Origin of the sequence: Streptomyces graminilatus (assembly GCF_001418565.1) — a bacterium.
Classification (GTDB): Bacteria; Actinomycetota; Actinomycetes; order Streptomycetales; family Streptomycetaceae; genus Streptomyces; species Streptomyces graminilatus.
In genome coordinates, this window is sequence record NZ_LIQQ01000379.1 from 1 (window position 1) to 20,012 (window position 20,012).

Consider the following 20,012-nt stretch of genomic DNA (forward strand, 5'->3'; position numbering starts at 1 on the left):
GTCCATGACGGTGATGGCGCCGATGCCGGAGGCCACGGAAACGTTGGGCGGTGTGCTCTGGTCCGACCAGGTCCACTTGCTCCCGCTCCACCAGTTCACCCACAGGTGGCCGTCGTTGCCGCGGACGAAGACGTAGGGCCGCTGGGCGGAACTGGGCGAATCCTTGACAGTGATGGTGCCGATGTCGGAGGTCACCGTGCTGCCGGGCGGTGTGCTCTGGTCCGACCAGGCCCACTCGGCCTGTGGGGCGGCCTGGCCGGCGGAGGCCGGTGTCTCCGCGAGGGCTCCGGACGGTGGGATCAGGCCGACAAACGCCATGGCCATCGCTACGAGACCAGCCATTCGTAAGGCTATGCGCATTCTTTTCCATTCTTTGGAAGGAAGCATGCGTCGCCAGGAGTGCGGACGCACTGCGCCGACCTACCGCGACCACGGAAGGCGCTTGTCATGATCTGAGCAATTCGGGGGCCTGGCAAGGCGCTGGACATGAACTCCGCACGGCAGCCGTAGATCGTGATTTTTGCGGTCTTGGTGGTCACTCGACTTTCGGTGTTTGACTCACGCCGCGTTGTTGGTGCTGACGGCCCATGCCTGCTGAGCAGTACGGATTTCCTGCTCGGTGGGCTGACCTGGGCGGGTGGGCATAAATCAGGCGGCGATGATCACCCGTCGGAGCTTGGCGACCATGTCGGCCGGCGACGGGCCGGTCTTGGTGGTGTAGCAGGGTGCGCTTTCCAGGCGTGCGGTGGGACGTCACTCCAGGAGCGCCCGTACGACCTTGCCGACCCTGTCGCGCGGGTTCGGTGCCCCACGCGTAGGCCAGGGCCTCCACAAGGGCGAGGCCTCGGCCCGACTCGTCGTCGGCCGTGGTGTGCCTCGGTCTCGGCTGCTCGTCGTTCGCGTCGGACACTTCAAGACGCGGTGCAGCGCGTCGAGACAGCCGAGCCGACGGCTTCCCGGGCATCGTGCCCATACGCGACAGCAAGAACCTCGCAGGCCCCCGCCTCGTGTTCGTGTCGAGCGCGTGGACCCCATTCCTGAGGACGATGAAGACCGGAGTGTTCCCCTCTCCCTGATCCCTCAGTCCTCACCGGCGGGTGGCGGGCGCGCCCTGCGGCGCGCGGTACCTTCTTGCTCACGCCGACGAGGAGAGTGAACGTACGTGAGCAAGTTCGTGCGACCGGCAGCTGAGGGCGCGGATCCTTTCGGTACGGCCCGTCTGCGCCGTGGTGTTCTGGACGCGTGGGCCACCAGCCCCGCCCGGTTCCGTGAGGACGCCAACGCCGAGGAGGATCTCGTCCTCGGCGGGTACCGGGACCGGCTCGTCGTCGAGCTCGCCCAGAACGCCGCCGACGCCGCGGCGCGGGCCAAGGTGCCGGGCAGACTCCGGCTCACCCTCCGCGAGGGCGTCCTCGTAGCCGCCAACACCGGCGCCCCGCTGGACGCCACCGGCGTCGAGTCGCTCTCCACCCTGCGCGCCTCCGCGAAGCGCGAGGTCCAGGGTGCCCAGGACGCGCAGGACTTCCAGCCCGGCAAGGGGACGGCCGCCGCCGCTGCGGTCGGACGGTTCGGGGTCGGGTTCGCCGCCGTGCTCGCGGTGAGCGACGAGCCCGCCGTCGTCGGGCGGCACGGGGGTGTGCGGTGGTCGCTCGCCGAGGCCCGCGAACTGGCCGCCGACACCGCCCGGCACAGCCCCGGTCTCGGTGACGAGGTCCGGCGCCGCGACGGCCATGTGCCTCTGCTCCGGCTGCCGTTCGCAGCCGAGGGCACCGCCCCGGCCCCGTACGACACGGCCGTCATCCTCCCGCTCCGCGACACCGCCGCCGAGGACCTCGCCGAACGGCTCCTGACCGGCGTGGACGACGCGCTGCTTCTGACCCTTCCCGGGCTGGAAGAGGTCGTCATCGAGGTGGGGGAGCGGACACGCACGATCGGCCGCCGTACCGACGGCGCCCTGACCCTCGTGGAGGACTCCCACGACGGTACGAGCCGTACGAGCCGTTGGCGCACCGCCTCCGCGCACGGGCCCCTGGACGCCGCGCTGCTGGCCGGGCGTCCCGTCGAGGAGCGGCTGCGCCCGCACTGGTCGGTCACCTGGGCCGTGCCCGTCGACGCGGACGGGGCTCCCGTACCGCCCCGGACCAGCCCCGTCGTGCACGCGCCCACACCGAGCGACGAGCCGCTGGGCGTACCGGCGCTGCTCATCGCCTCCCTTCCGCTGGACACCGCCCGCCGGCATGCGGCGCCGGGCCCGCTCACCGACTTCCTGGTGCAGCGCGCCGCCGACGCCTACGCCGGACTCCTCGCCGACTGGCACCCGGTGGGCGAGGGCATCATCGCGCTCGTCCCTGGTCCGCTGGGCAAGAGCGAGCTGGACGGCCAACTCCGCCAGGCGATCCTCGAACGCCTCCCGCGAACCGCCTTCCTGCCGCCCGCACTTGACCCGGGCGACGACGACGAACTGCCCTCCGCCCTGCGTCCCCGGGACGCCGAGGTCGTCGAGGGCGCCGGGGCCGACACGGTCCGCGTGCTCGCCGAGGTGCTGCCCACGCTGCTGCCCGCCGGGCTCGAACGCCGGGTGGAACTACGGACGTTGGGCGTCGCCCGGGTTCCCCTGACCGACGCCGTCGACCGGCTCGCGGGCCTGGAGAAGGCGCCCGAGTGGTGGCACCGGCTGTACGACAGCCTGGCCGGCGTCGACCCCGACCGGCTGACCGGCCTGCCCGTGCCGCTCGCCGACGGCCGTACGACCATCGGCCCCCGCCAGGTCCTGCTGCCCGCAGGCGGTGATGTGCAGACAGCGGCCCCGGAAACGCTGGCCCGCCTCGGCCTGAAGGTCGCCCACCCGGACGCCGCGCACCCCCTCCTGGAGAAGCTCGGCGCCCTCCCGGCCACCCCGCGCGCGATCCTCACCACCCCCCAGGTACGCGCCGCGGTCGCCGCCTCCCTGGACGAGGACGCTGCTGCCCTCTCCTGGGACGACGAAGACGCCCCGGACGCCGAGGAGTTGGCGGACACGGTCCTCGCCCTGGTCCGGGACGCGGGCCTCGAACCGGGCGACGAGCCCTGGCTCGGCGCCCTCGCCCTCCCCGACGAGGACGGCGAGCTCGCCCCCGCCGGTGAACTGGTCCTGCCCGGCAGCCCGTTCGCCCAGGTGATCCGGGAGGGCGAACTGTCCTCGGTGGACGCTGAGTTGGCGGACAGGTGGGGCGAACAGCCGCTGGCGGCGTGCGGAGTCCTGGCCAACTTCGCCCTGGTCCGCGCCACGGACGTGGTCCTCGACCCGGACGAACTCGACCCCCGCGACAGCGACTTCGCCGAGCCCGACGACCCGGGCCTGCTCGACGCCGTGGACGTGTGGAGCGAGGACATCCTCGACCGCTTCCCCGACTCGCCGGTACCTCCCGTAGCAACGGAACTGGTCGCCGTCCGCGACCTGGACCTCGTCGACGACGACCACTGGCCCGAGGCCCTCGCCCTCCTGGCCAAGCCGCCCCTGCGGGACGCGATCGTCCAGCCGGTACGCGTCCTGCTGCCCGACGGCACGCACGAGCTCGTACGCCCGTACACGGCTTGGTGGCTGCGCGGAAACCCGGTGCTGGACGGGCGCAGGCCCGCCGGTCTCCTGGCGGCGGGCGGCGACCCGTTGTTGCGCGGGCTGTACGAGGAGGCGGACGCCACCGGGTTCGACGACGAGCAGGTGCTGCGGGCGCTGGGCGTACGGACGTCGGTGGCAGCCCTCCTCGACGAACCGGGCGGCGCGGCCGAACTCCTGGACCGCCTCGCCGACCCCGACCGTGAGGTGAGCGGCGCCCAACTGCACGCCCTCTACGGGGCGCTGGCCGACCTCGACCCCGAACAGGTCACGCTGCCCGACGACTTGCGGGCCGTGGTCGACGGCCACGTGGAAGTGGTGGACGCGGCGGACGCCGTGGTGGTCGACTCACCCGACCTGCTGCCCTTCACGGCGGGGGTGCCGCTGCTCCCCGTACGCCCGGCGAGGGCCGCCGAGTTGGCGGAACTGTTCCAGGTGCGGAGGCTGAGCGAGTCGGTCACGGGCGAGGTGACGTCGGAGGGCACGGAGCACGACGTACCGGATTCGGTACGGGTGCTGCTGGGCCCTGCGACGCCGGCCACGTACGTGGAACACGATGAACTGGTGGTCGACGGAGTGGAACTGGACTGGCGGCGCACCAGGGACGGGGTGGTGCACGCGGCGACCCTGGAGGGCGTGGCGGCGGGCCTCGCCTGGGCGGCGGGCCAGTGGCCACGACGGTTCGAGGTGGCGGCCCTGATGGAGGACCCGTCCAGGACGACGGAACTGGCACGGGACCGCTGGTTCGACTGAGAGGAAGGTCCACACGGGGATCCCTGCACGGGCACCAGCACGGATCCCCGTGTGGATCTCTGTGTTCCACACCACATTCCGCAACTTCCGTACATCCATTCCCACCCGTCACGGATCTGAGTGGGCGAGCGAGTCAAGAGACTCCCAATCGCTTGGGACCCGGGTGCGACTGCGCGTCCGTGCGGATGGACTCCGTACGGACGCGCACCACCGGGCCCCTCTCCACGTGGGGAAACACATGCGCATACGTGCCACTGTGGTCGCCGTCACCGGCGCCCTGGCCCTGTCCGCCTTCGCCGTGCCCGCCGCGCAGGCCGCTCCGTCGGCGCCCGACGTCACCTTCACCAAGGTGACGGTCAACAACGGCAAGCCGATCGTCGCCCGCGCCTCGGGGACCACCCATGTCCCGGTGACGTACACGTTCAAGCACGCCAGGGGTCTGGACATCGGCCCGGACAAGCTCGCCACCGGTCCGGGCCTCTACTTCGGCACCTTCAACATCGAGAAGGTCCGCCTCAGCGGTGACGAGCCGGGTACGTGCACGGCGACCTCGCCGACCGTGGCGACCTGCAAGGCCTTCATCGACCTGCACACCAGCGGCGAAGGCAGGCTTCTCAACACCGACGCGCGCAAGTGGAACGTGGCCGCCATCGCCGTCACGGACAGGGGCGGGATCAAGACCCAGAGTGGCCTCGGCACCACCCAGATCAAGTTCGACTCGAAGCTGACCATCACCGACGCCACCCCGGGGTCGGTCGCGGCGGGCGCGACCATCACGGTCAAGGGCACCCTGACCCGCGCCAACTGGAAGACCCGCAAGTACGAGGGCCTGGCCAACGCCCCCGTGGCGCTCCAGTTCCAGAAGAAGGGCACCACCACCTTCACCACCCTCAAGACGATCAAGACGGGCTCCGCCGGCGCCCTGAAGACCACGGTCAAGGCAACGGTCGACGGCACCTACCGCTACGCGTTCGCGGGCTCGGCGACGACGGCGGCTGTCACGGCGGCTGGTGACTTCGTCGACGTGAAGTAGGCGGAGTACGGGCCGCAGGGCTCGTACGACGAACGACGAATGACGAACGAGGGCCGGTGCCGCCCAGCCAGGGCGGCACCGGCCCACATTGCTTTATTCGAAAGTCACCGTGAAACGGCTGGACCATCCGAAGGATTGATCCTGCGACTGCACACGGAGGAGGAGATCGCGAATGCTTTCAAATTCCTGGTCTCCCAGAGCTGTCCTGCTGAGCTCTGATGCCTTCCAGACGATTTCGACTGGCCGCTCCACATCTGTCGACAGTCGATCCCACAGGGCGCTCAGATTGGCCCCATAATAGGGGCCAAAATCTAGAGCGAGCGACAAGAACTCGTGCAGGTCTCTCTCGGAGTTAATTGTCGCACCGTCGATTTCAACTCTCATGAGACCTCATTTCCAGTTAGGAAGCGCGTAAAAGCTCTTGTAGTGGTCGTTGGTCACGTAGGCGAGCCCGTCATTCGAATAAACCAACCGAGTCCCCGGCTGCTTCGACCGTTTCATCATGTTGTTGAGCCCCACGTCCGCCTCGCTCCATGTGCGCCCTGGAAAATGCGGCAGAAGGCCGTCGGCGTTTTCGAATACATCTCCGCCGATCTGGGCGCCGGGTATCCTATTCCCCAGTGCTTTTCCGGGTTCCCAGCCGGCAGCAGCGGCCTGTGCTTTGGTCACATAGTTACCGGGCAGCTTTCCCGTCGCCCGGAGACTCTCCATCAGCGGGTTTGCTGCCTCCGCAACTCCAAGAATCCCACCGAATCGAGTGCATGTGGAGTTATGCACAAGAACCGGAGTCTCGCCCGCCAGTACATAGTACGTGTGGATGTCCGCGATGCTGAGGTTGTAAGTGGTCTGCCGCTGGACGTAGGAGCGGTTCTCCTGAACTCGGACCGTGGACTTGTCGCTGCTTAGGAGGGTCGTTCCAGGCGTCAGCTCACCAGCTTCGATCCAGTTCTGCTGTGACGGGCTCCAGAACGGGTGCTCGTGGGTCGCGGTGAGTTTCTCGGGTCCGCTACGGGTGGCGATTGTGAGCTCGTTGAATCTTTTGTCGCCCGCAGTGACGATCTGGCGAGTCACCCGGCTGACGGCTGTCCGCCCGGAAACCGGGTCGGTGGCCAACACGAGGGCACCAGACTGGACATCCTCGATGTTCTTCCTGGAACCGTCTCCCATGAGCACCTTGGTGCCGGGCGGGAAGCACTTGGTGCAGATGCGCCTCAGCAGCTTCAGTTTGTCGTAGGCCTTATCCAGGAGCCTGAGCTTGGCACCAATGAGGGCGTCCACCGCGAGGCCGCTGCAGTGTTCGAAGTCCTTTTCCTGCATGCAGGCTTCGAGCTCGCTCAGGCCGAGGATTTCCTTCTCGACGTTCCAGAGTGCATCCACCGCGGCGGCGAGCTCATCGCTGTAGGCCAGGATGTCGCAGTAGGTCTCGTTGTGCTGGCACCAGCGGGCAAAGCCCGGAGGGTCGCACGGCACGAAGCCCTGCTGGCAGCGGTACATCTGGCGGGCGCGGGCCCCCGGGTCGTTCTTCGCCTTCTCCTTGGCCGCGACGGCGGCCTTGCGCCGGGCTTCGGCTTCTTCCCGCTCCTTCTTGACCGCGATGGTGAACGCCTCGGTGGCTGCCTTGCGTGCCTCCTCGGCGTCCTTGTTCGCGTCGATGGCCGATTGCTTCGCCTCGTCGGCGTAGCGCCAGGCGGTCGACGCGCTGACCTGAGCCATCTCCGAGGAGAGCGTGGCGTCGGCCGCCGACCTCGCGGCGTCGGAGGCAGCCACGTTCGCGCTGTTGGCCGCGTCCCGGGCGGTCTTCGCGGATGTGGCGGCACTTGCCGCGGAAGCCTCGGCGGCTTTGGCGTGCTTGGCCGCCTCGTCGGCGTACGCCTTGGCCTTGGCCGAGGAGTCGCTTGCCTTCTTCGCCCACTCGGTGGCCTCGGCGGCCGCCTTGCGGGCGGTCGCGGCCACCTTCTGGGCGGTCGCGGCGTTCTGCTGAGCGGTGGCCGCGACCTTCGCCGCGTCCGAGATCATCTTCTGGATCTGGGCCACGTGGGTGGCGGCCAGATAGTCCTTGCGCTGGGCCTGGTACTGGCCGGAGACGATGAAGGTGTGCAGCGACTGCGGGGAGCCCTCCAGAGCGATCCGGGCCGCCGACTTCACCTCCGGGTCGCCGGTGCCGAACAACTGCGCGGCACGGACCCGCTCGTCCTGCGTCCGCGCGGTGAACTGAGTCCTGGTCAGGAATTTGCTGAACTTCTTGGGGTCGTCCGAGTTGAGGGCGGCGACGCCCGACTCCTTGAGGACGGGACCGGCATCGCCGATCACTCGGGCGATGGCGACGCGCATGCTCTGCGCGGCGACCTTGTACTGCCCGTTGTCGATGAACTCGGTGACGGTGGCGGCGTTGCCGTCGAGAGCGGCCTCGGCGGCGTTCCGTACCTCCTCGGTCTCGCTCTCCTCTGCCAGGCGCTCGACGTAGGCGCGGTCGTCGCCCTCTTTGGCGGTCGCCCAGCCGTTGCGCAGGTAGTCGATCACGTCGTCGTCGGTGCCGGCGAGAGCGTCCTCGGCGGCGGCCCGTGCCCAGGCGGTGCCGTTCTGCATCACCAGGACGGCCAGCTTGCGGCCCGAGGCGGCGACGGCGGACAGGTCGGCTCCGGGCTTCGCCGCCTCGGAGACCAGCCGGTTCCGCTCGGTCTCCCGGTCCTTGGCCGCCTGCTCCAGCGCGGCCTCTCCGGCTGTACGGGCGTTGGCTTTCGCCTGGTCGTCCCGGGCGCGCTCGATCCCCTCGTTGGTACGGCCGAGCAGTTCCTCGGCCTCCACCTCGCGGGCGATCCTGTAGATGTCCTGGGCCTTGGCCACAGCGGCGGTTGCCGCGTTCGCGGCGTCGGTGGCCGCCTTGGCGTGACTCGTGGAACGGCCTGCGGCCTTCGCGGAGTTGCCCGCGTCCTTGGCCGCCTCCTCGGCGAAGGTGGCCGCGTTGTTCGCGTGTGTGGCGGCCGACCTGGCGGCCACGCCTGCCTCGCGGGCCGCCCTGGCGGCCTTGACCGCCAGGGCCTCGGCGGCGGCAGCGGCACGATTGGCCTCGGCGGCATGGCGCCGGGCGGTCGCGGCGGCGGCGCGTGCTTCGGCGGCGGCGTCACTGGACTGGCCCGCGTAGCCACTGGCCTCGACTGCGGCGTCGGCGGCGAGTTGTGCGTTGGCACCCGCACTCGCGGCGGAATGGGCGGCCTTCCCGGCCTCGTCCGCCGCGACGGCCGCCTGATCGGCGGCGTCGGCGGCGAGAGTCGCGCCTGCGGCCGCGGTACGTGCGGCCTGGGCGGCCACGTTCGCGGCATGCGCGTCACTCGCGTCCACCGCCGCGTCGGCGGCGGCGTTACGGGCCTTGGACGCGGCCTGGGCGGCACCTGCCGCGGCCGCGGCGGCCTGGGAGGCGGCGTTCGCGGCGACCCGCGCCGAACTGTTCGCGGCGCGGGAGGCCTCGATCGCGGTCTGGGCGGATGCGGCGGCCTGGGTCGCCGCGGTGGCGGCCCGCCCCGCGGCTCTCGCCGCCTTGGCGGTGTCGCCCTTGGCCGCCTCGGCTTCAGTGGCGGCCTTCAGAGCGGCTTCCTTGGCGAACTGTGAGGCCTGCACGGCCTTGGCGGACTCCGTCTTGGCCGCCGTGGTCTCCCTGGCGGCCAGCTTGCCGGCTTCCTTCGCCTGCTGGGCGAGCTGCGCGACGGTGGCGTGCTCCTGGTCCTTGGCGAGCGCGACGTACTGGCCGACCTCCAGGAACTCCCGGATGTCGGCGGCGCTGCCGCCAAGCGCGAGGCGCGCGGCGAGTTGCATGTTGGTGCCGCCGGTGCCCATGATCTGGGCCACCTGGACACGCTCGTCCTGCTCGCGCTGCTTGAACTGACCCTCGCGGAGGAACTTCAGGACGTCTTCGGGGGTGCCGTTGAGGGCGGCGCGGCCGGCGTCCTGGACGTTGGGGCCGCTCACCCCCATGATCTGGGCGACTCGGACCCGGTTGTCCTGCTCCATCGGAGCCATCCAGCCGTCGTACAGGAAGTCGGTCAGGTCGTCAGAGGTTCCGAACAGAGCGGTGCGAGCTGCGGTCATCAGCTCGGAACCGCCCATCGAGGCGACCCGGGCGGCGGCCACGCGCCGGTCCTGGAGGGCCAGGTCGTCCGTGCTCGCGAGGAAGGCTGCCACGTCGGCGTTGCTGCCGGTGAGAGCGGCTTGCGCAGCCTCCCTGACGATGGGGCCGCCGTCTCGCCAGTAGTCGACGACCATGCTGCGGTCGGCTGAGGTCACCTCCGAGGCGCCGACGGACGCCGCTGCCCCCGCAGGCAGCTCCGCGGCCACTGAGGGTGCGGAGCTCAGCAGGCCGGCGCTGAGAGCCAACGGCAACAAACTCAACGTCGTTCTGCGTATCAACCGTGCCGCCTTACCGGCGGCGTTGAACTGGTCGGTTCTTCGATTCACTGAGTACCCGTTTCGATCATCGGTGACGCCCCCAGACGCATGTCGCCGAATATTGGAGGAGAGAGCATAACTTCCTCGGTCTCGGCGACGGTGTCAGATATTCGGCCGACAAATGAATGGGAGGGGACAGGGTGGCCAAAATAGTCGCTTTGGGTGTTTTGTGTTCCCGGTGTGGGGATGCTCGTTGTGAGGTAGGTCCTATCGGTGCCATGCGTGGAGGAAAGGTGTTGACGATGGCCATCTCTATGGTTACGGTATGCTCTGCCTTTACGTTCACTTTGCCTCCTTGGGTGGGACGATCGTCGAGAGGGCTGCCTTGACCTGGCCCCTCTCTCCCCTGGGTCGTTGTGATGCCTGTAGAGGCCGCGCTTCTGCGCTCACTTGGGGGATTCACCGTTCCATCGCATCTTGGCGAGGGCTCCTGCGTTGGGAGACCTGTGCCCGAGGGGGTTTTCGTTGCCTTTCCGTACCCGAAGTCTCGCCATTTCCGGAGCCTTGGGGATCCTTGTCGCTCTGGCAGGAATCTCTATCGCGTCAGCGGACGATCCGCCTCAGCCGCCGACATCTGCGACTCCCCCTGCGGCGATCGAGAATTACGACTACCCCGGCGCCGGTCGAATCCTGGCCGAAAAGGGAATCAAGCTGAAGAAGGGCGACGGGCGTATCGTGCTGGCCGAATGTGACCAGGCGGCCCAGCAGATTCGAGTCCTGACCGTTGCTGACGATTCCGTGGGTCGCGAGGGGGCGTACTGCTTCAAGGCCCTCGGCAAGGCCGGTTATCTCACCCTGGAACTCCCCAGGGTCTTCGTGGTGCAGGCCGCAGATCACCCGATCAGCGCTGACCTCACGGCCAACGGCAGGACCACGACCGTCGACGTGGCCAAGGGCGAGACCGAGTCCGTCGGAGAAGCCGCCCCCGGGGGTGCCAAGTCGGTGCTCGTCGAACTCCGAGTGACTGGTTGATCCGCCGCCGGGTGCCAGTGCGGTGCGGGGAGCGGGTGTGGCAGCGGATTGCCCGGGCGATGGCCCGTGGCCGTGCGCCACGTGAGGCGTGTGATCGGCAGGCTCTTCGGCGCGCGCAGAGAAAACTTTGTGATTCGAGGGAAACGTGATGAATGCCCACCCGCGCAGGACGCGCACGGTCGGAACGCGCACGGTGTGGACCACCGGGTTCCTGGCCGCCGGTCTCACGACCGGCCTGCTGGTAGCCCCGTCGGCCCAGTCCGTCACAGGGGCCCAAGCCAGTGACGCTGAGGGCCAGTTCGCCGTCAAGCTGCACATCGGGACCGGTACCGACAGGGAGCGGAGTTGCTCCGGCACGCCGGTCGATCAGCACTGGGTGCTCACCGCCGCCAGTTGCTTCGCGGCCGACCCCCAGCAGGGCTTCAAGATCACCAAGGGGGCGCCGGTGGACATCACCGTCGTAACTCTCGGCGGTGACCGTCCCACGGCCGCCCAGATCGCCAAGCAGAAAGTCCTGGAACTGGTTCCGCACCCGGACCGGGACCTGGTCATGGCCCGCATCAGTGACGCGGCCACGATTCAGGAGCCGTTCGACGGACCGTTCCCGGACATCACCCCCGCTGGTGCCGGAGGCGTCCCGTCTGCCCAGGGCGACCAGGTGAGGGCCGTCGGTTTCGGGCGTACGAAGGACGAGTGGGTTCCAGGGCGAGCGCACACCGGCGCCTTCGAAGTGAACACCGTGAATCCCTCCACTCTCGCCATATCGCCCGCAGGCGCCGATGGGGCTGCCCTCTGCAAGGGCGATGCCGGCGCTCCGGTGTTGCGCGGCGACAAGGTGGTCGGTGTGGTCACCGCTGCCTGGGACGGCGGCTGCTTCAACTCCGACGAGACCCGCACCGGTGCCCTCGCGACCCGTGTCGACGATGTCGCGGGCTGGGTGCAGCAGGTTCGGCTGACGTCCCGGAAGGCGCACATTACCGATGTGATGACGGCGGCCGACTTCAACGGCGACGGCCGTACGGACATCGCGGTTCGTCTGAAGGACGACAACGTCGAGGTCTTCCACGGCAGACCGGACGGCACCCTCGAATTCGGCGATCGGCTGAACGGCGCCGGCCGGCTCTCCGGCCAGCAGCTCGTCGCTGGTGACTTCGACGAGGCCAAGGGCATCGAGATGGTCGGCGTGAGGGACGACGGCACGCTGTCCTTGGTGAAGCGACAAGCCCTGTGGGGCGGCCCCGTCATGCTGAACTTCTGGGAGTCCGACAGGCTGTGGACGGACGCCACCTGGAAGAACGGTCTGCCCGCCGCTCGGCTGCGGACCGGTTCCACCGGCCGTGACACCGTGCTGTACCAGTGGCCCGACGGCTCGCTGTACACGTACAAGAGGGATGCCGGCGGCAAGCTCGTCAACCAGAAGAAGGTGATGTGGCCCGACAAGACGTGGAAGAAGAAGCACATCGCCACAGCAGACTTCAATGGGGATGGCCGGGATGACATCGCGGCCGTCGCCGCCGATGGCGCACTGCATCTCTACCCGGGCAGGGCCGACGGTTCCTTCGACCAGCCTCGCTCCATGTGGCCCGACAAGACGTGGACGAGTGAACGCCCCGTCCTGGGCGGCGACTTCAACGGCGACGGCAAGGCAGACATCGTTGCTGTGCGTGCTGCGGGCGATCTGCGCTTCTTCGCCGGCGACGGCAAGGGTGGACTGGCGGCGAGTCGTAGCATGTGGCCAGCCGTGTAGGACCGCCGGACGCGATGACCAACGTTTTGGAAATATATGCGCATACGTGCCACCGTGGCCGCCGCTTCCGGCGCCCTCGTTCTCTCGGCCCTCGCTGTTCCGGCCGCGTACGCCGACGGCACCGGCAAGCCGTACCCCCTGAACGCATCCTTCTCCAACGTCAAGGTCAACAAGGGGAAGCCGATCGTGGCGGGCATCACCGGTGCGCTGACCGTGCCGGTCAGCTACACGCTGACCCATGGCGCCGACGTCGACATCACCGCCGAGGACTTCTTCACCGACGTCGAGCTGTACTACGGCGCCTCGTACGCCGACTCCGACTCCGGGTTGTTCGGGGACGACTGGGCCCACTGCACGGCCGCGTCGGCGACCGTCGCCAACTGCGTCCAGTCCATCGTGATCCACCCGGCCCGGGACCTGTTCAGCGAGAGCGCCGGGAAATGGAAGGCGTTCGCGTACGCCGAGGCCCTGAACGGTCAGGATCCCGGCAGTGACGATTTCGACGCCACGAAGGTCGGGCGCGCCGAGAAGGACCTCATCGCCGGTCCCAGCCTCCTGCGTGCCGCGAAGCTCTCGGTCGACGCGACCCCCGAGCCCGTCGTCAAGGGCAGGACCATCACGGTCACCGGCAAGCTGACCCGCGCCAACTGGAACGGCGCCAACTACACCGGGTACGCCAACCAGCCGGTGCAGCTCCAGTTCCGTAAGAACGGCAGCAGTACCTACACCGTCGTCAAGACCGTCAGGACGTCGACCAGGGGTGATTTGAAGACCACCGTCAAGGCGACCGCCGACGGGTTCTTCCGGTACGTCTTTGCGGGGACCGCGACCACCGGCGCCGGCAGTGCCGCTCCCGACTTCATCGACGTGAAGTAGACGCCGGATTTGGACTTTATGGGTTGAAGGTCAGCGAATAGTCAGTTTGTTGGGCGAAGGGTGCGTAAGCGTCGGCAGTCGCGAGGGTGTGCGTAAGAGGTGTGCAAAATTACATCTCTTCCGCACAACCAACCACTCCCGTTATGAATCTGATCATGGGGGCCAACAGGCTCCACGATCATCCGGGTCCCGGGATGAGTACGCATCGATGCGGACGATCGCCGCCGGGCCCATTCTCCATGTGGGGAACACGCATGCGTATACGTGCCACTGTGGCCGCCGTCTCCGGCGCCCTGGCCCTTTCCGCTCTCGCCGTGCCGGCCGCGCAGGCCGATGTCCACGCGTCCGGCAGCGCCTCCGCCTACCGTGCGGCCGTCGCGAAGATCCTGGGCAACGGAGGCAAGAGCGCGTTCGTCACCTCGCCGGTCGCCGCCGCCCAGCCGTACAAGCTGAACGTCACCTTCTCCAACTTCAAGGTCACCAAGTCGATCAACGTCGGCGCCGGCGGGCACCTTGTCGTGCCGGTCACCTACACGCTGACCCACGGCGTCGAGGTCAACATCAAGGCCTCCGACTTCCTGACCGTCCCCTTCCTCTACAGGGACGGTGACATCGACTCGTTCGGGATCAGCTCCGAGAACCCCGGCACCTGCACCGTCACGTCGACGACGACCGCCAACTGCAAGGCCAACCTCGACATCTACCCCGGCGAGGGCGACCTGACCAACGACGACGCCGGCGCGCGCTGGACGGCGGGTGGTGCGGCCGTCGCGTTCAACGGTCAGGACCCCTTGGGTGAGGACTTCGACCCGTCCAAGATCGGCGTCGCCCAGCAGGGCGACCTCGGCACCACCACCGTGCGCCGCATCTCCAAGCTGACGGTCGACGCCGCGCCGGAGCCCGTCGTCAAGGGTGGGACCATCACGGTCACCGGCAAGCTGACCCGCGCCAACTGGGACGGGCCCAACTACACCGGGTACGCCAACCAGCCGGTGCAGCTGCAGTTCCGTAAGAACGGCACCAGCGCCTACACCGTCGTCAAGACCATCAAGACGTCGGCCACGGGTGCCCTGAAGACCACCGTCAAGGCGACCGCCGACGGCTTCTTCCGGTACGTCTTCGCGGGTACCGCGACCACCGTGGGCGCGAGCGCCGCCGCCGACTTCGTCGACGTGAAGTAGTAGCTCCTCCGCTACGCCGGGAAGCGGCGGTCCACCCATCTCCACAGGATCTCCAGGGTGGCCGCCGCCACCGCCGCGACGCCCACCGCGATCCACGGCATCGTCACCCCCACCAGCTTCAGCGCGAAGAACTGCTGGAGGGAAGGGATGATCAGCACCAGCAGGAAACCCGCGCCCATCGACGCGACCAGGGCGATCCGCCACCAGTTGTAGGGGCGGGCGATGATCGCCAGTACCCACATGGAGATCAGGAAGAGCGTTAGCGTCGCCGCGCTTGTCTCCGCGTCCAACGCGCCCTTTCCCGTGTAGTAGTGACGGGCCGTCAGGTAGGTGACGAACGTCGCCAGGCCTGCCAGTACGCCGCCCGGGATCGAGTAGCGCATCACCTGCCGTACGAAGTGGGGTTTCGCGCGTTCTCTGTTGGGGGCCAGGGCCAGGAAGAAGGCCGGGATGCCGATCGTCAGGGTGGAGAGCAGGGTCAAGTGGCGGGGCAGGAAGGGGTATTCGACCTGCCAGCAGACCACCAGGACGGCCAGCAGCACTGAGTAGACCGTTTTCACCAGGAACAGGGTCGCCACTCGCGTGATGTTGCCGATGACCCTGCGGCCCTCCGCCACCACCGACGGCAGTGTCGCGAAGCTGTTGTTGAGGAGCACGATCTGGGCCACGGCCCGTGTCGCCTCCGAGCCCGAACCCATCGCCACGCCGATGTCGGCGTCCTTCAGGGCCAGTACGTCGTTCACGCCGTCGCCCGTCATCGCCACCGTGTGTCCGCGTGACTGCAACGCGCCCACCATCTCCCGCTTCTGCTGCGGGGTGACCCGGCCGAAGACCGTGCCCTCGTCCAGCGCTCTTGCCAATTCCGTTGTCCCGGTGGGGAGTTCGCGGGCGTCCAGCGTCGCGCCTGTCAGGCCCAGTTTGTCCGCCACCGCGCCCACCGACACCGCGTTGTCGCCCGAGATGACCTTCGCGTCGACCTGCTGCTCGGCGAAGTAGCGGAGGGTGTCGGCGGCATCGGGGCGCAGGCGTTGTTCCAGGACCACCAGGGCGGTGGGGGTGGTGCCGGTGGCCACCTCCGGGTGGTCGAGTTCGCGGGTGGCGCGGGTGAGGAGCAGGACGCGCAGGCCGGCCTGGTTCAGGCGGTCCGTCTCCGTCAGGGCCGGATCCTGGGGGGAGAGGAGTACGTCCGGGGCGCCCAGCAGCCAGGTGCTCGTCTCGCCGTTGCCCTCGCTGAACGACGCGCCGCTGTACTTGCGGGCCGAGGAAAAGGGGAGCGATTCCGTGCAGCGCCACTCCTCGCTGTCCGGGTAGGCGTCGATGATGGCCTTGAGGGAGGCGTTCGGGCGCGGATCGGACTCGCCGAGCGCGCCCAGGGCCCGTCGTACGTACGTCTCGTCGGTGCCGTTGAGGGGGCGCACCTCGGTCACGTCCATGCCGCCCTCGGTCAGGGTGCCCGTCTTGTCCAGGCAGACCGTGTCGACCCGCGCGAGGCCCTCTATCGCGGGCAGCTCCTGTACGAGGCACTGCTGCCGGCCGAGCCGGACGACCCCGATCGCGAAGGCGACCGAGGTCAGGAGGACGAGGCCCTCGGGGACCATGGGCACGATCCCGCCCACCGTGCGGGCGATCGAGTCCTTCAAGTCGCTGTTCTTGACGACCAGTTGGGTGATGACCAGGCCGATCGCGGCCGGGATCATCATCCAGGTCACGTACTTGAGGATCGTCGAGATCCCGGTACGGAGTTCCGAGTGGACGAGGCTGAAACGGGAGGCCTCTTCGGCGAGCTGCGCCGCGTACGCCTCGCGGCCGACCTTCGTGGCCGTGAACGCGCCGCCGCCCGCGACGACGAAACTGCCCGACATGACCTCGTCGCCGGGCTGTTTGACGACGGGGTCCGCCTCGCCGGTGAGCAGCGACTCGTCGATTTCGAGTCCGTCCGCCTCGACGCACTCGCCGTCCACGACCACCCGGTCGCCGGGGCCGATCTCGATGAGGTCGCCGAGGACGATCCCGGAGGTGCTCACCTCGGTGGCCACGCCGTCGCGGCGGACCGTGGGCCTGGCTTCGCCGATCACGGCGAGGGAGTCAAGGGTCTTCTTCGCCCGCCACTCCTGGACGATGCCGATGCCGGTGTTGGCGAGGATGACGTATCCGAACAGGCTGTCCTGGAACGGCGCCACGAACATCATGATCAGCCAGAGGACGCCGATGATCGCGTTGAACCTGGTGAAGACGTTGGCTCGGACGATCTCGGCGACGGTGCGGCTGCTGCGGACCGGGACGTCGTTGACCTCGCCGCGGGTGACGCGATCGGCCACCTCGGTGGCGGTGAGGCCCCGGGCGCGGGCGCCCTCGCCCGCGCCGGGTGCGCCTGAGCCGGAGGCCCTGCCCGGTTTGGTGCCGGGGAGGGGGACGGGGTGCACAGGATCGAGTTCGGCGCCGGCGCCGGTGTCCGTCATGTGTTCGACGTTACGTGCGGATTTATGGCTTCACCCGGTGAGTGGGGCAAAGATCCGACCTGAGGAGGAGGACGGGGTGGGGGTGACGGTGAGGAGTGGGGAGGCCCCCTACGGCCCTGAAGGGGCCTTGTCCTCAAGCGCCGGACGGGCTGAATCGGCCCCCTTGATTGCCGCGTCTCGCCCCCGGACGTACCAGATGCCGATCAGGCCCAGACCCGCGCCCGCCAGGCACGTCCAGACCCACCACTCGTGGTGGTGGTCCGCGTACCAGCCGTAGAAGGGGAGCTGGGCCAGGAAGAGGACGAACCAGAGGATCGTGCCGCCCGTGATGGTGGCGACGACGGGGCCCTCCAGGGGCTCCGGCGCCTCGTGCTTCGGTGTCCACTTCGCCATGCGCACAGCTTACGAGGCCGCTCGGTGGGTGCCCCGCACGCCCATGTATGTTCATACCGAAACGATTTGGGTCTGACTCTTTTCGTTCGTATGAAGCTCCAATGAAGCTCCGCTGGAGCTTCGGTGAAGCTCCAGCGCAACCCCCATAGAACGAATCCTCTGAGGTCACGCATGTCCCCCTCGGCCCCTGCCAAGGCTGCCCCCGGCGTTCTCGACCGCCATTTCCGGATCACGGAGCGGGGCAGCACCCTGTCCCGGGAGATCCGCGGCGGTTTCGCCACCTTCTTCGCGATGGCTTACATCATCGTGCTGAACCCGATCATCCTCGGCAGCGCCAAGGACATGTACGGCCATCACCTCGGCAACGGCCAGCTCGTCACCGCCACCGCCCTGACCGCCGCGTTCACCACGCTGCTCATGGGCGTCATCGGCAACGTGCCCATCGCGCTCGCGGCCGGACTCGGGGTCAACACCGTCGTCGCGCTCCAGCTCGCGCCGCGCATGTCCTGGCCGGACGCCATGGGGATGGTCGTACTCGCGGGTTTCATTGTCATGCTGCTCGTCGCCACGGGGCTTCGTGAGCGGGTCATGAACGCCGTGCCGCTCGGGCTGCGCAAGGGCATCGCGATCGGTATCGGGCTGTTCATCATGCTGATCGGGCTCGTCGACTCCGGGTTCGTGACCCGGATCCCGGACGCCGCGCACACCACCGTGCCGCTCCAGCTCGGCGGCGACGGTCACCTCAACGGCTGGCCGGTGCTCGTCTTCGTCCTGGGCACCCTGCTCACCCTCGCGCTCATCACCCGCAAGGTGCCCGGCGCGATCCTGATCTCGATCGTCGCCATGACCGTACTGGCCGTCGTCATCAACGCGGTCGCCACTGTGCCCTCCTGGGGGCTCACCACGCCGAAGTGGCCCGGCAACCCGGTCGCCAGCCCCGACTTCGGGCTCATCGGCAAGTTCAGTCTCTTCGGCGGGTTCGACAAGGTCGGCGTGCTGACCGGGACCCTCTTCGTCTTCACCGTCCTGCTCTCGTGCTTCTTCGACGCGATGGGCACGATCATGGGGATCGGCGACGAGGCCAAGCTGACCGACGCCCAGGGCAACATGCCCGGCATCAACAAGGTGCTCTTCGTGGACGGCATCGCCGTCGCCGCCGGTGGCGCCAGTTCCTCCTCCGCCACGACCTGCTTCGTCGAGTCCACCGCCGGTGTCGGCGAGGGCGCGCGGACCGGGTTCGCGAACGTCGTCACGGGGGCCCTGTTCGGCGTCGCGCTGTTCCTCACCCCGGTCGCCACGATGGTGCCGTCCCAGGCCGCCACCCCGGCCCTGCTCGCCGTGGGCTTCCTGATCATGGCCGGGTCCGTCAAGGAGATCGACTGGGCCGATCACACGATCGCGATCCCGGCCTTCGTGACCATGGTGATGATGCCGTTCACCTATTCGATCACCAACGGCATCGGCATGGGCTTCATCACCTTCGTGGTGCTGCGGCTGGCGGCCGGGCGCGGGCGTGAGATCCCGGTCGCCATGTACGTCGTCGCCGCCGTCTTCGGGTTCTACTACCTGATGCCGGCGCTGGGACTGACCTGATCCCCGTGTTTCATCTGTTCTGCGGGGTGCCCTACGGCACCCCGTAGAACTTCTCCGTCTCCTCGACGGCGGCCTGGAACCGCTCGTCGAAGTCGTCGCGGACGAGCGTGCGGACCACGTAGTCCTGCACGCTCATCCCCCTTTTCGCCGCATGGTCCCGGAGCCGGTCGAGCAGCTCCCCGTCTATCCGCAGGCTGAGCACGCTGGTCCCCATGTAGATGAGGGTCGCGGGCCTATGCGGGGCGATGGGGGGCTTTTTGCCTTTGAATCACTCGTACGGGTGATGTGGAGGTTCAGTGGTCCTTGTCACGGGCATTTGGTGTGTCATGAGTGTTCTTTAGTCAGAGTAATGAGTTACGCTAAAGAACATGCCGGACCTAACCCATGGCGACGACGCTGCCGCCGTGAACTCACTTCGCTCCGCCGTGATGCGCCTGTCGCGCCGACTCAAGCACCAGCGGGTCGACGAGTCGCTGAGCCCCACCGAGATGTCGGTGCTGGGCACCCTTGCCCGCTGCGGCTCGGCCACGCCGGGCGAGCTCGCCCGCAAGGAGCATGTGCAGCCGCCCTCGATGACTCGTATCGTCGCTTTGCTGGAGGGCAAGGGCCTGGTCCGGCTGGAGCCGCATCCCGAGGACCGGCGCCAGAAGGTCGTCACACAGACCGAGCGGGCCGAGGCGATGCTCGAAGAGAGCCGCCGCAGACGGAACGCCTGGCTGGCCGGTCTGGTCGAGGACCTCGACGAGGACGAGTGGGCCAAACTGCGCGCCGCCGCCCCCGTACTGGAGAAGCTCGCGCATCTGTAGGCAGGACCAGGCAGGACCACGTCGGACCGGGCAGGACCACGCCGGCCCAGGCAGGCCCAGGCAGTCACCGCAAGGAGGCGATCCCCTTTGAGTTCGGGAACCGGAGCAGACTCCGCCCCCGCACCAGCCACCCACGACTCCCAGACCCCCCACGACTCCCAGAT

General features: G+C 68.4%; 15 protein-coding genes. 9 read left to right on the plus strand and 6 right to left on the minus strand.

The window, feature by feature from the left end; genetic code table 11:
• Positions 1 to 342: hypothetical protein (locus tag AOK08_RS29600; protein WP_198539427.1), on the minus strand; the 342-nt coding region annotated here is incomplete at its 3' end.
• A 527-nt stretch (positions 343 to 869) separates the two neighbouring features.
• Here AOK08_RS29600 and AOK08_RS48515 point away from each other — a divergent pair.
• The 3 genes from AOK08_RS48515 (at position 870) to AOK08_RS29610 (ending at position 5,381) form a co-directional block, all read left to right on the plus strand.
• Positions 870 to 1,076 (plus strand): DUF397 domain-containing protein, encoded by a 207-nt coding sequence (locus AOK08_RS48515; RefSeq protein WP_277816047.1) that lies wholly within the window; start codon positions 870 to 872, stop codon positions 1,074 to 1,076.
• 86 nt (positions 1,077 to 1,162) lie between these two features.
• A complete protein-coding gene (locus AOK08_RS29605; protein WP_055531743.1) occupies positions 1,163 to 4,348 on the plus strand; it encodes a sacsin N-terminal ATP-binding-like domain-containing protein in 3,186 nt (1,061 codons plus the stop codon).
• 238 nt (positions 4,349 to 4,586) lie between these two features.
• Positions 4,587 to 5,381 carry a hypothetical protein gene (locus tag AOK08_RS29610; protein ID WP_055531744.1) on the plus strand — a complete coding sequence of 265 codons (795 nt, stop codon included), beginning with the start codon at positions 4,587 to 4,589 and terminating at the stop codon, positions 5,379 to 5,381.
• A 93-nt stretch (positions 5,382 to 5,474) separates the two neighbouring features.
• On the opposite strand, the gene AOK08_RS29615 is transcribed toward AOK08_RS29610, so the two are convergent.
• Both AOK08_RS29615 and AOK08_RS29620 read right to left on the minus strand, forming a co-directional pair.
• Positions 5,475 to 5,765: a barstar family protein gene (locus AOK08_RS29615; protein WP_055531745.1), complete on the minus strand. Its 291-nt coding sequence runs from the start codon at positions 5,763 to 5,765 to the stop codon at positions 5,475 to 5,477.
• Positions 5,766 to 5,771: 6 nt separating this feature from the next.
• Complete coding sequence (locus AOK08_RS29620; protein WP_157876858.1) at positions 5,772 to 9,749, minus strand: polymorphic toxin-type HINT domain-containing protein; 3,978 nt, start codon at positions 9,747 to 9,749, stop codon at positions 5,772 to 5,774.
• A gap of 537 nt (positions 9,750 to 10,286) precedes the next feature.
• Here AOK08_RS29620 and AOK08_RS43785 point away from each other — a divergent pair.
• The 4 genes from AOK08_RS43785 (at position 10,287) to AOK08_RS29640 (ending at position 14,597) form a co-directional block, all read left to right on the plus strand.
• Positions 10,287 to 10,793: a hypothetical protein gene (locus tag AOK08_RS43785; RefSeq protein WP_063794156.1), complete on the plus strand. Its 507-nt coding sequence runs from the start codon at positions 10,287 to 10,289 to the stop codon at positions 10,791 to 10,793.
• 148 nt (positions 10,794 to 10,941) lie between these two features.
• Positions 10,942 to 12,540, plus strand: a complete 1,599-nt coding sequence (locus tag AOK08_RS29630; RefSeq protein WP_055531747.1) for an FG-GAP-like repeat-containing protein — start codon at positions 10,942 to 10,944, stop codon at positions 12,538 to 12,540.
• 36 nt (positions 12,541 to 12,576) lie between these two features.
• Positions 12,577 to 13,416, plus strand: a complete 840-nt coding sequence (locus tag AOK08_RS29635; protein ID WP_055531748.1) for a hypothetical protein — start codon at positions 12,577 to 12,579, stop codon at positions 13,414 to 13,416.
• A gap of 254 nt (positions 13,417 to 13,670) precedes the next feature.
• Positions 13,671 to 14,597 (plus strand): hypothetical protein, encoded by a 927-nt coding sequence (locus AOK08_RS29640; protein ID WP_055531750.1) that lies wholly within the window; start codon positions 13,671 to 13,673, stop codon positions 14,595 to 14,597.
• An 11-nt stretch (positions 14,598 to 14,608) separates the two neighbouring features.
• Here the strand turns inward: AOK08_RS29640 and AOK08_RS29645 are convergent, their stop codons facing one another.
• Together AOK08_RS29645 and AOK08_RS29650 are read right to left on the minus strand one after the other, a co-directional pair.
• Positions 14,609 to 17,056: an HAD-IC family P-type ATPase gene (locus AOK08_RS29645; RefSeq protein ID WP_055531752.1), complete on the minus strand. Its 2,448-nt coding sequence runs from the start codon at positions 17,054 to 17,056 to the stop codon at positions 14,609 to 14,611.
• A gap of 108 nt (positions 17,057 to 17,164) precedes the next feature.
• Entirely contained in the window at positions 17,165 to 17,449 is a 285-nt protein-coding gene (locus AOK08_RS29650; RefSeq protein WP_055531754.1) for a DUF2530 domain-containing protein, read from the minus strand.
• Positions 17,450 to 17,620: 171 nt separating this feature from the next.
• On the opposite strand from AOK08_RS29650, the gene AOK08_RS29655 reads away from it, so the two are divergent.
• Positions 17,621 to 19,042 (plus strand): NCS2 family permease, encoded by a 1,422-nt coding sequence (locus AOK08_RS29655; RefSeq protein WP_055531757.1) that lies wholly within the window; start codon positions 17,621 to 17,623, stop codon positions 19,040 to 19,042.
• Between the two features lie 31 nt (positions 19,043 to 19,073).
• Here the strand turns inward: AOK08_RS29655 and AOK08_RS29660 are convergent, their stop codons facing one another.
• The gene (locus tag AOK08_RS29660) at positions 19,074 to 19,262 is read right to left on the minus strand and encodes a hypothetical protein (RefSeq protein WP_055531759.1); all 189 of its coding nucleotides are present in this window, start codon (positions 19,260 to 19,262) and stop codon (positions 19,074 to 19,076) included.
• A gap of 148 nt (positions 19,263 to 19,410) precedes the next feature.
• Between AOK08_RS29660 and AOK08_RS29665 the strand changes: the two genes are divergently transcribed.
• On the plus strand, positions 19,411 to 19,848 hold the full coding sequence (locus AOK08_RS29665) for a MarR family winged helix-turn-helix transcriptional regulator (RefSeq protein ID WP_055531761.1): 438 nt from the start codon (positions 19,411 to 19,413) through the stop codon (positions 19,846 to 19,848).
• Positions 19,849 to 20,012 lie beyond the last annotated feature (164 nt).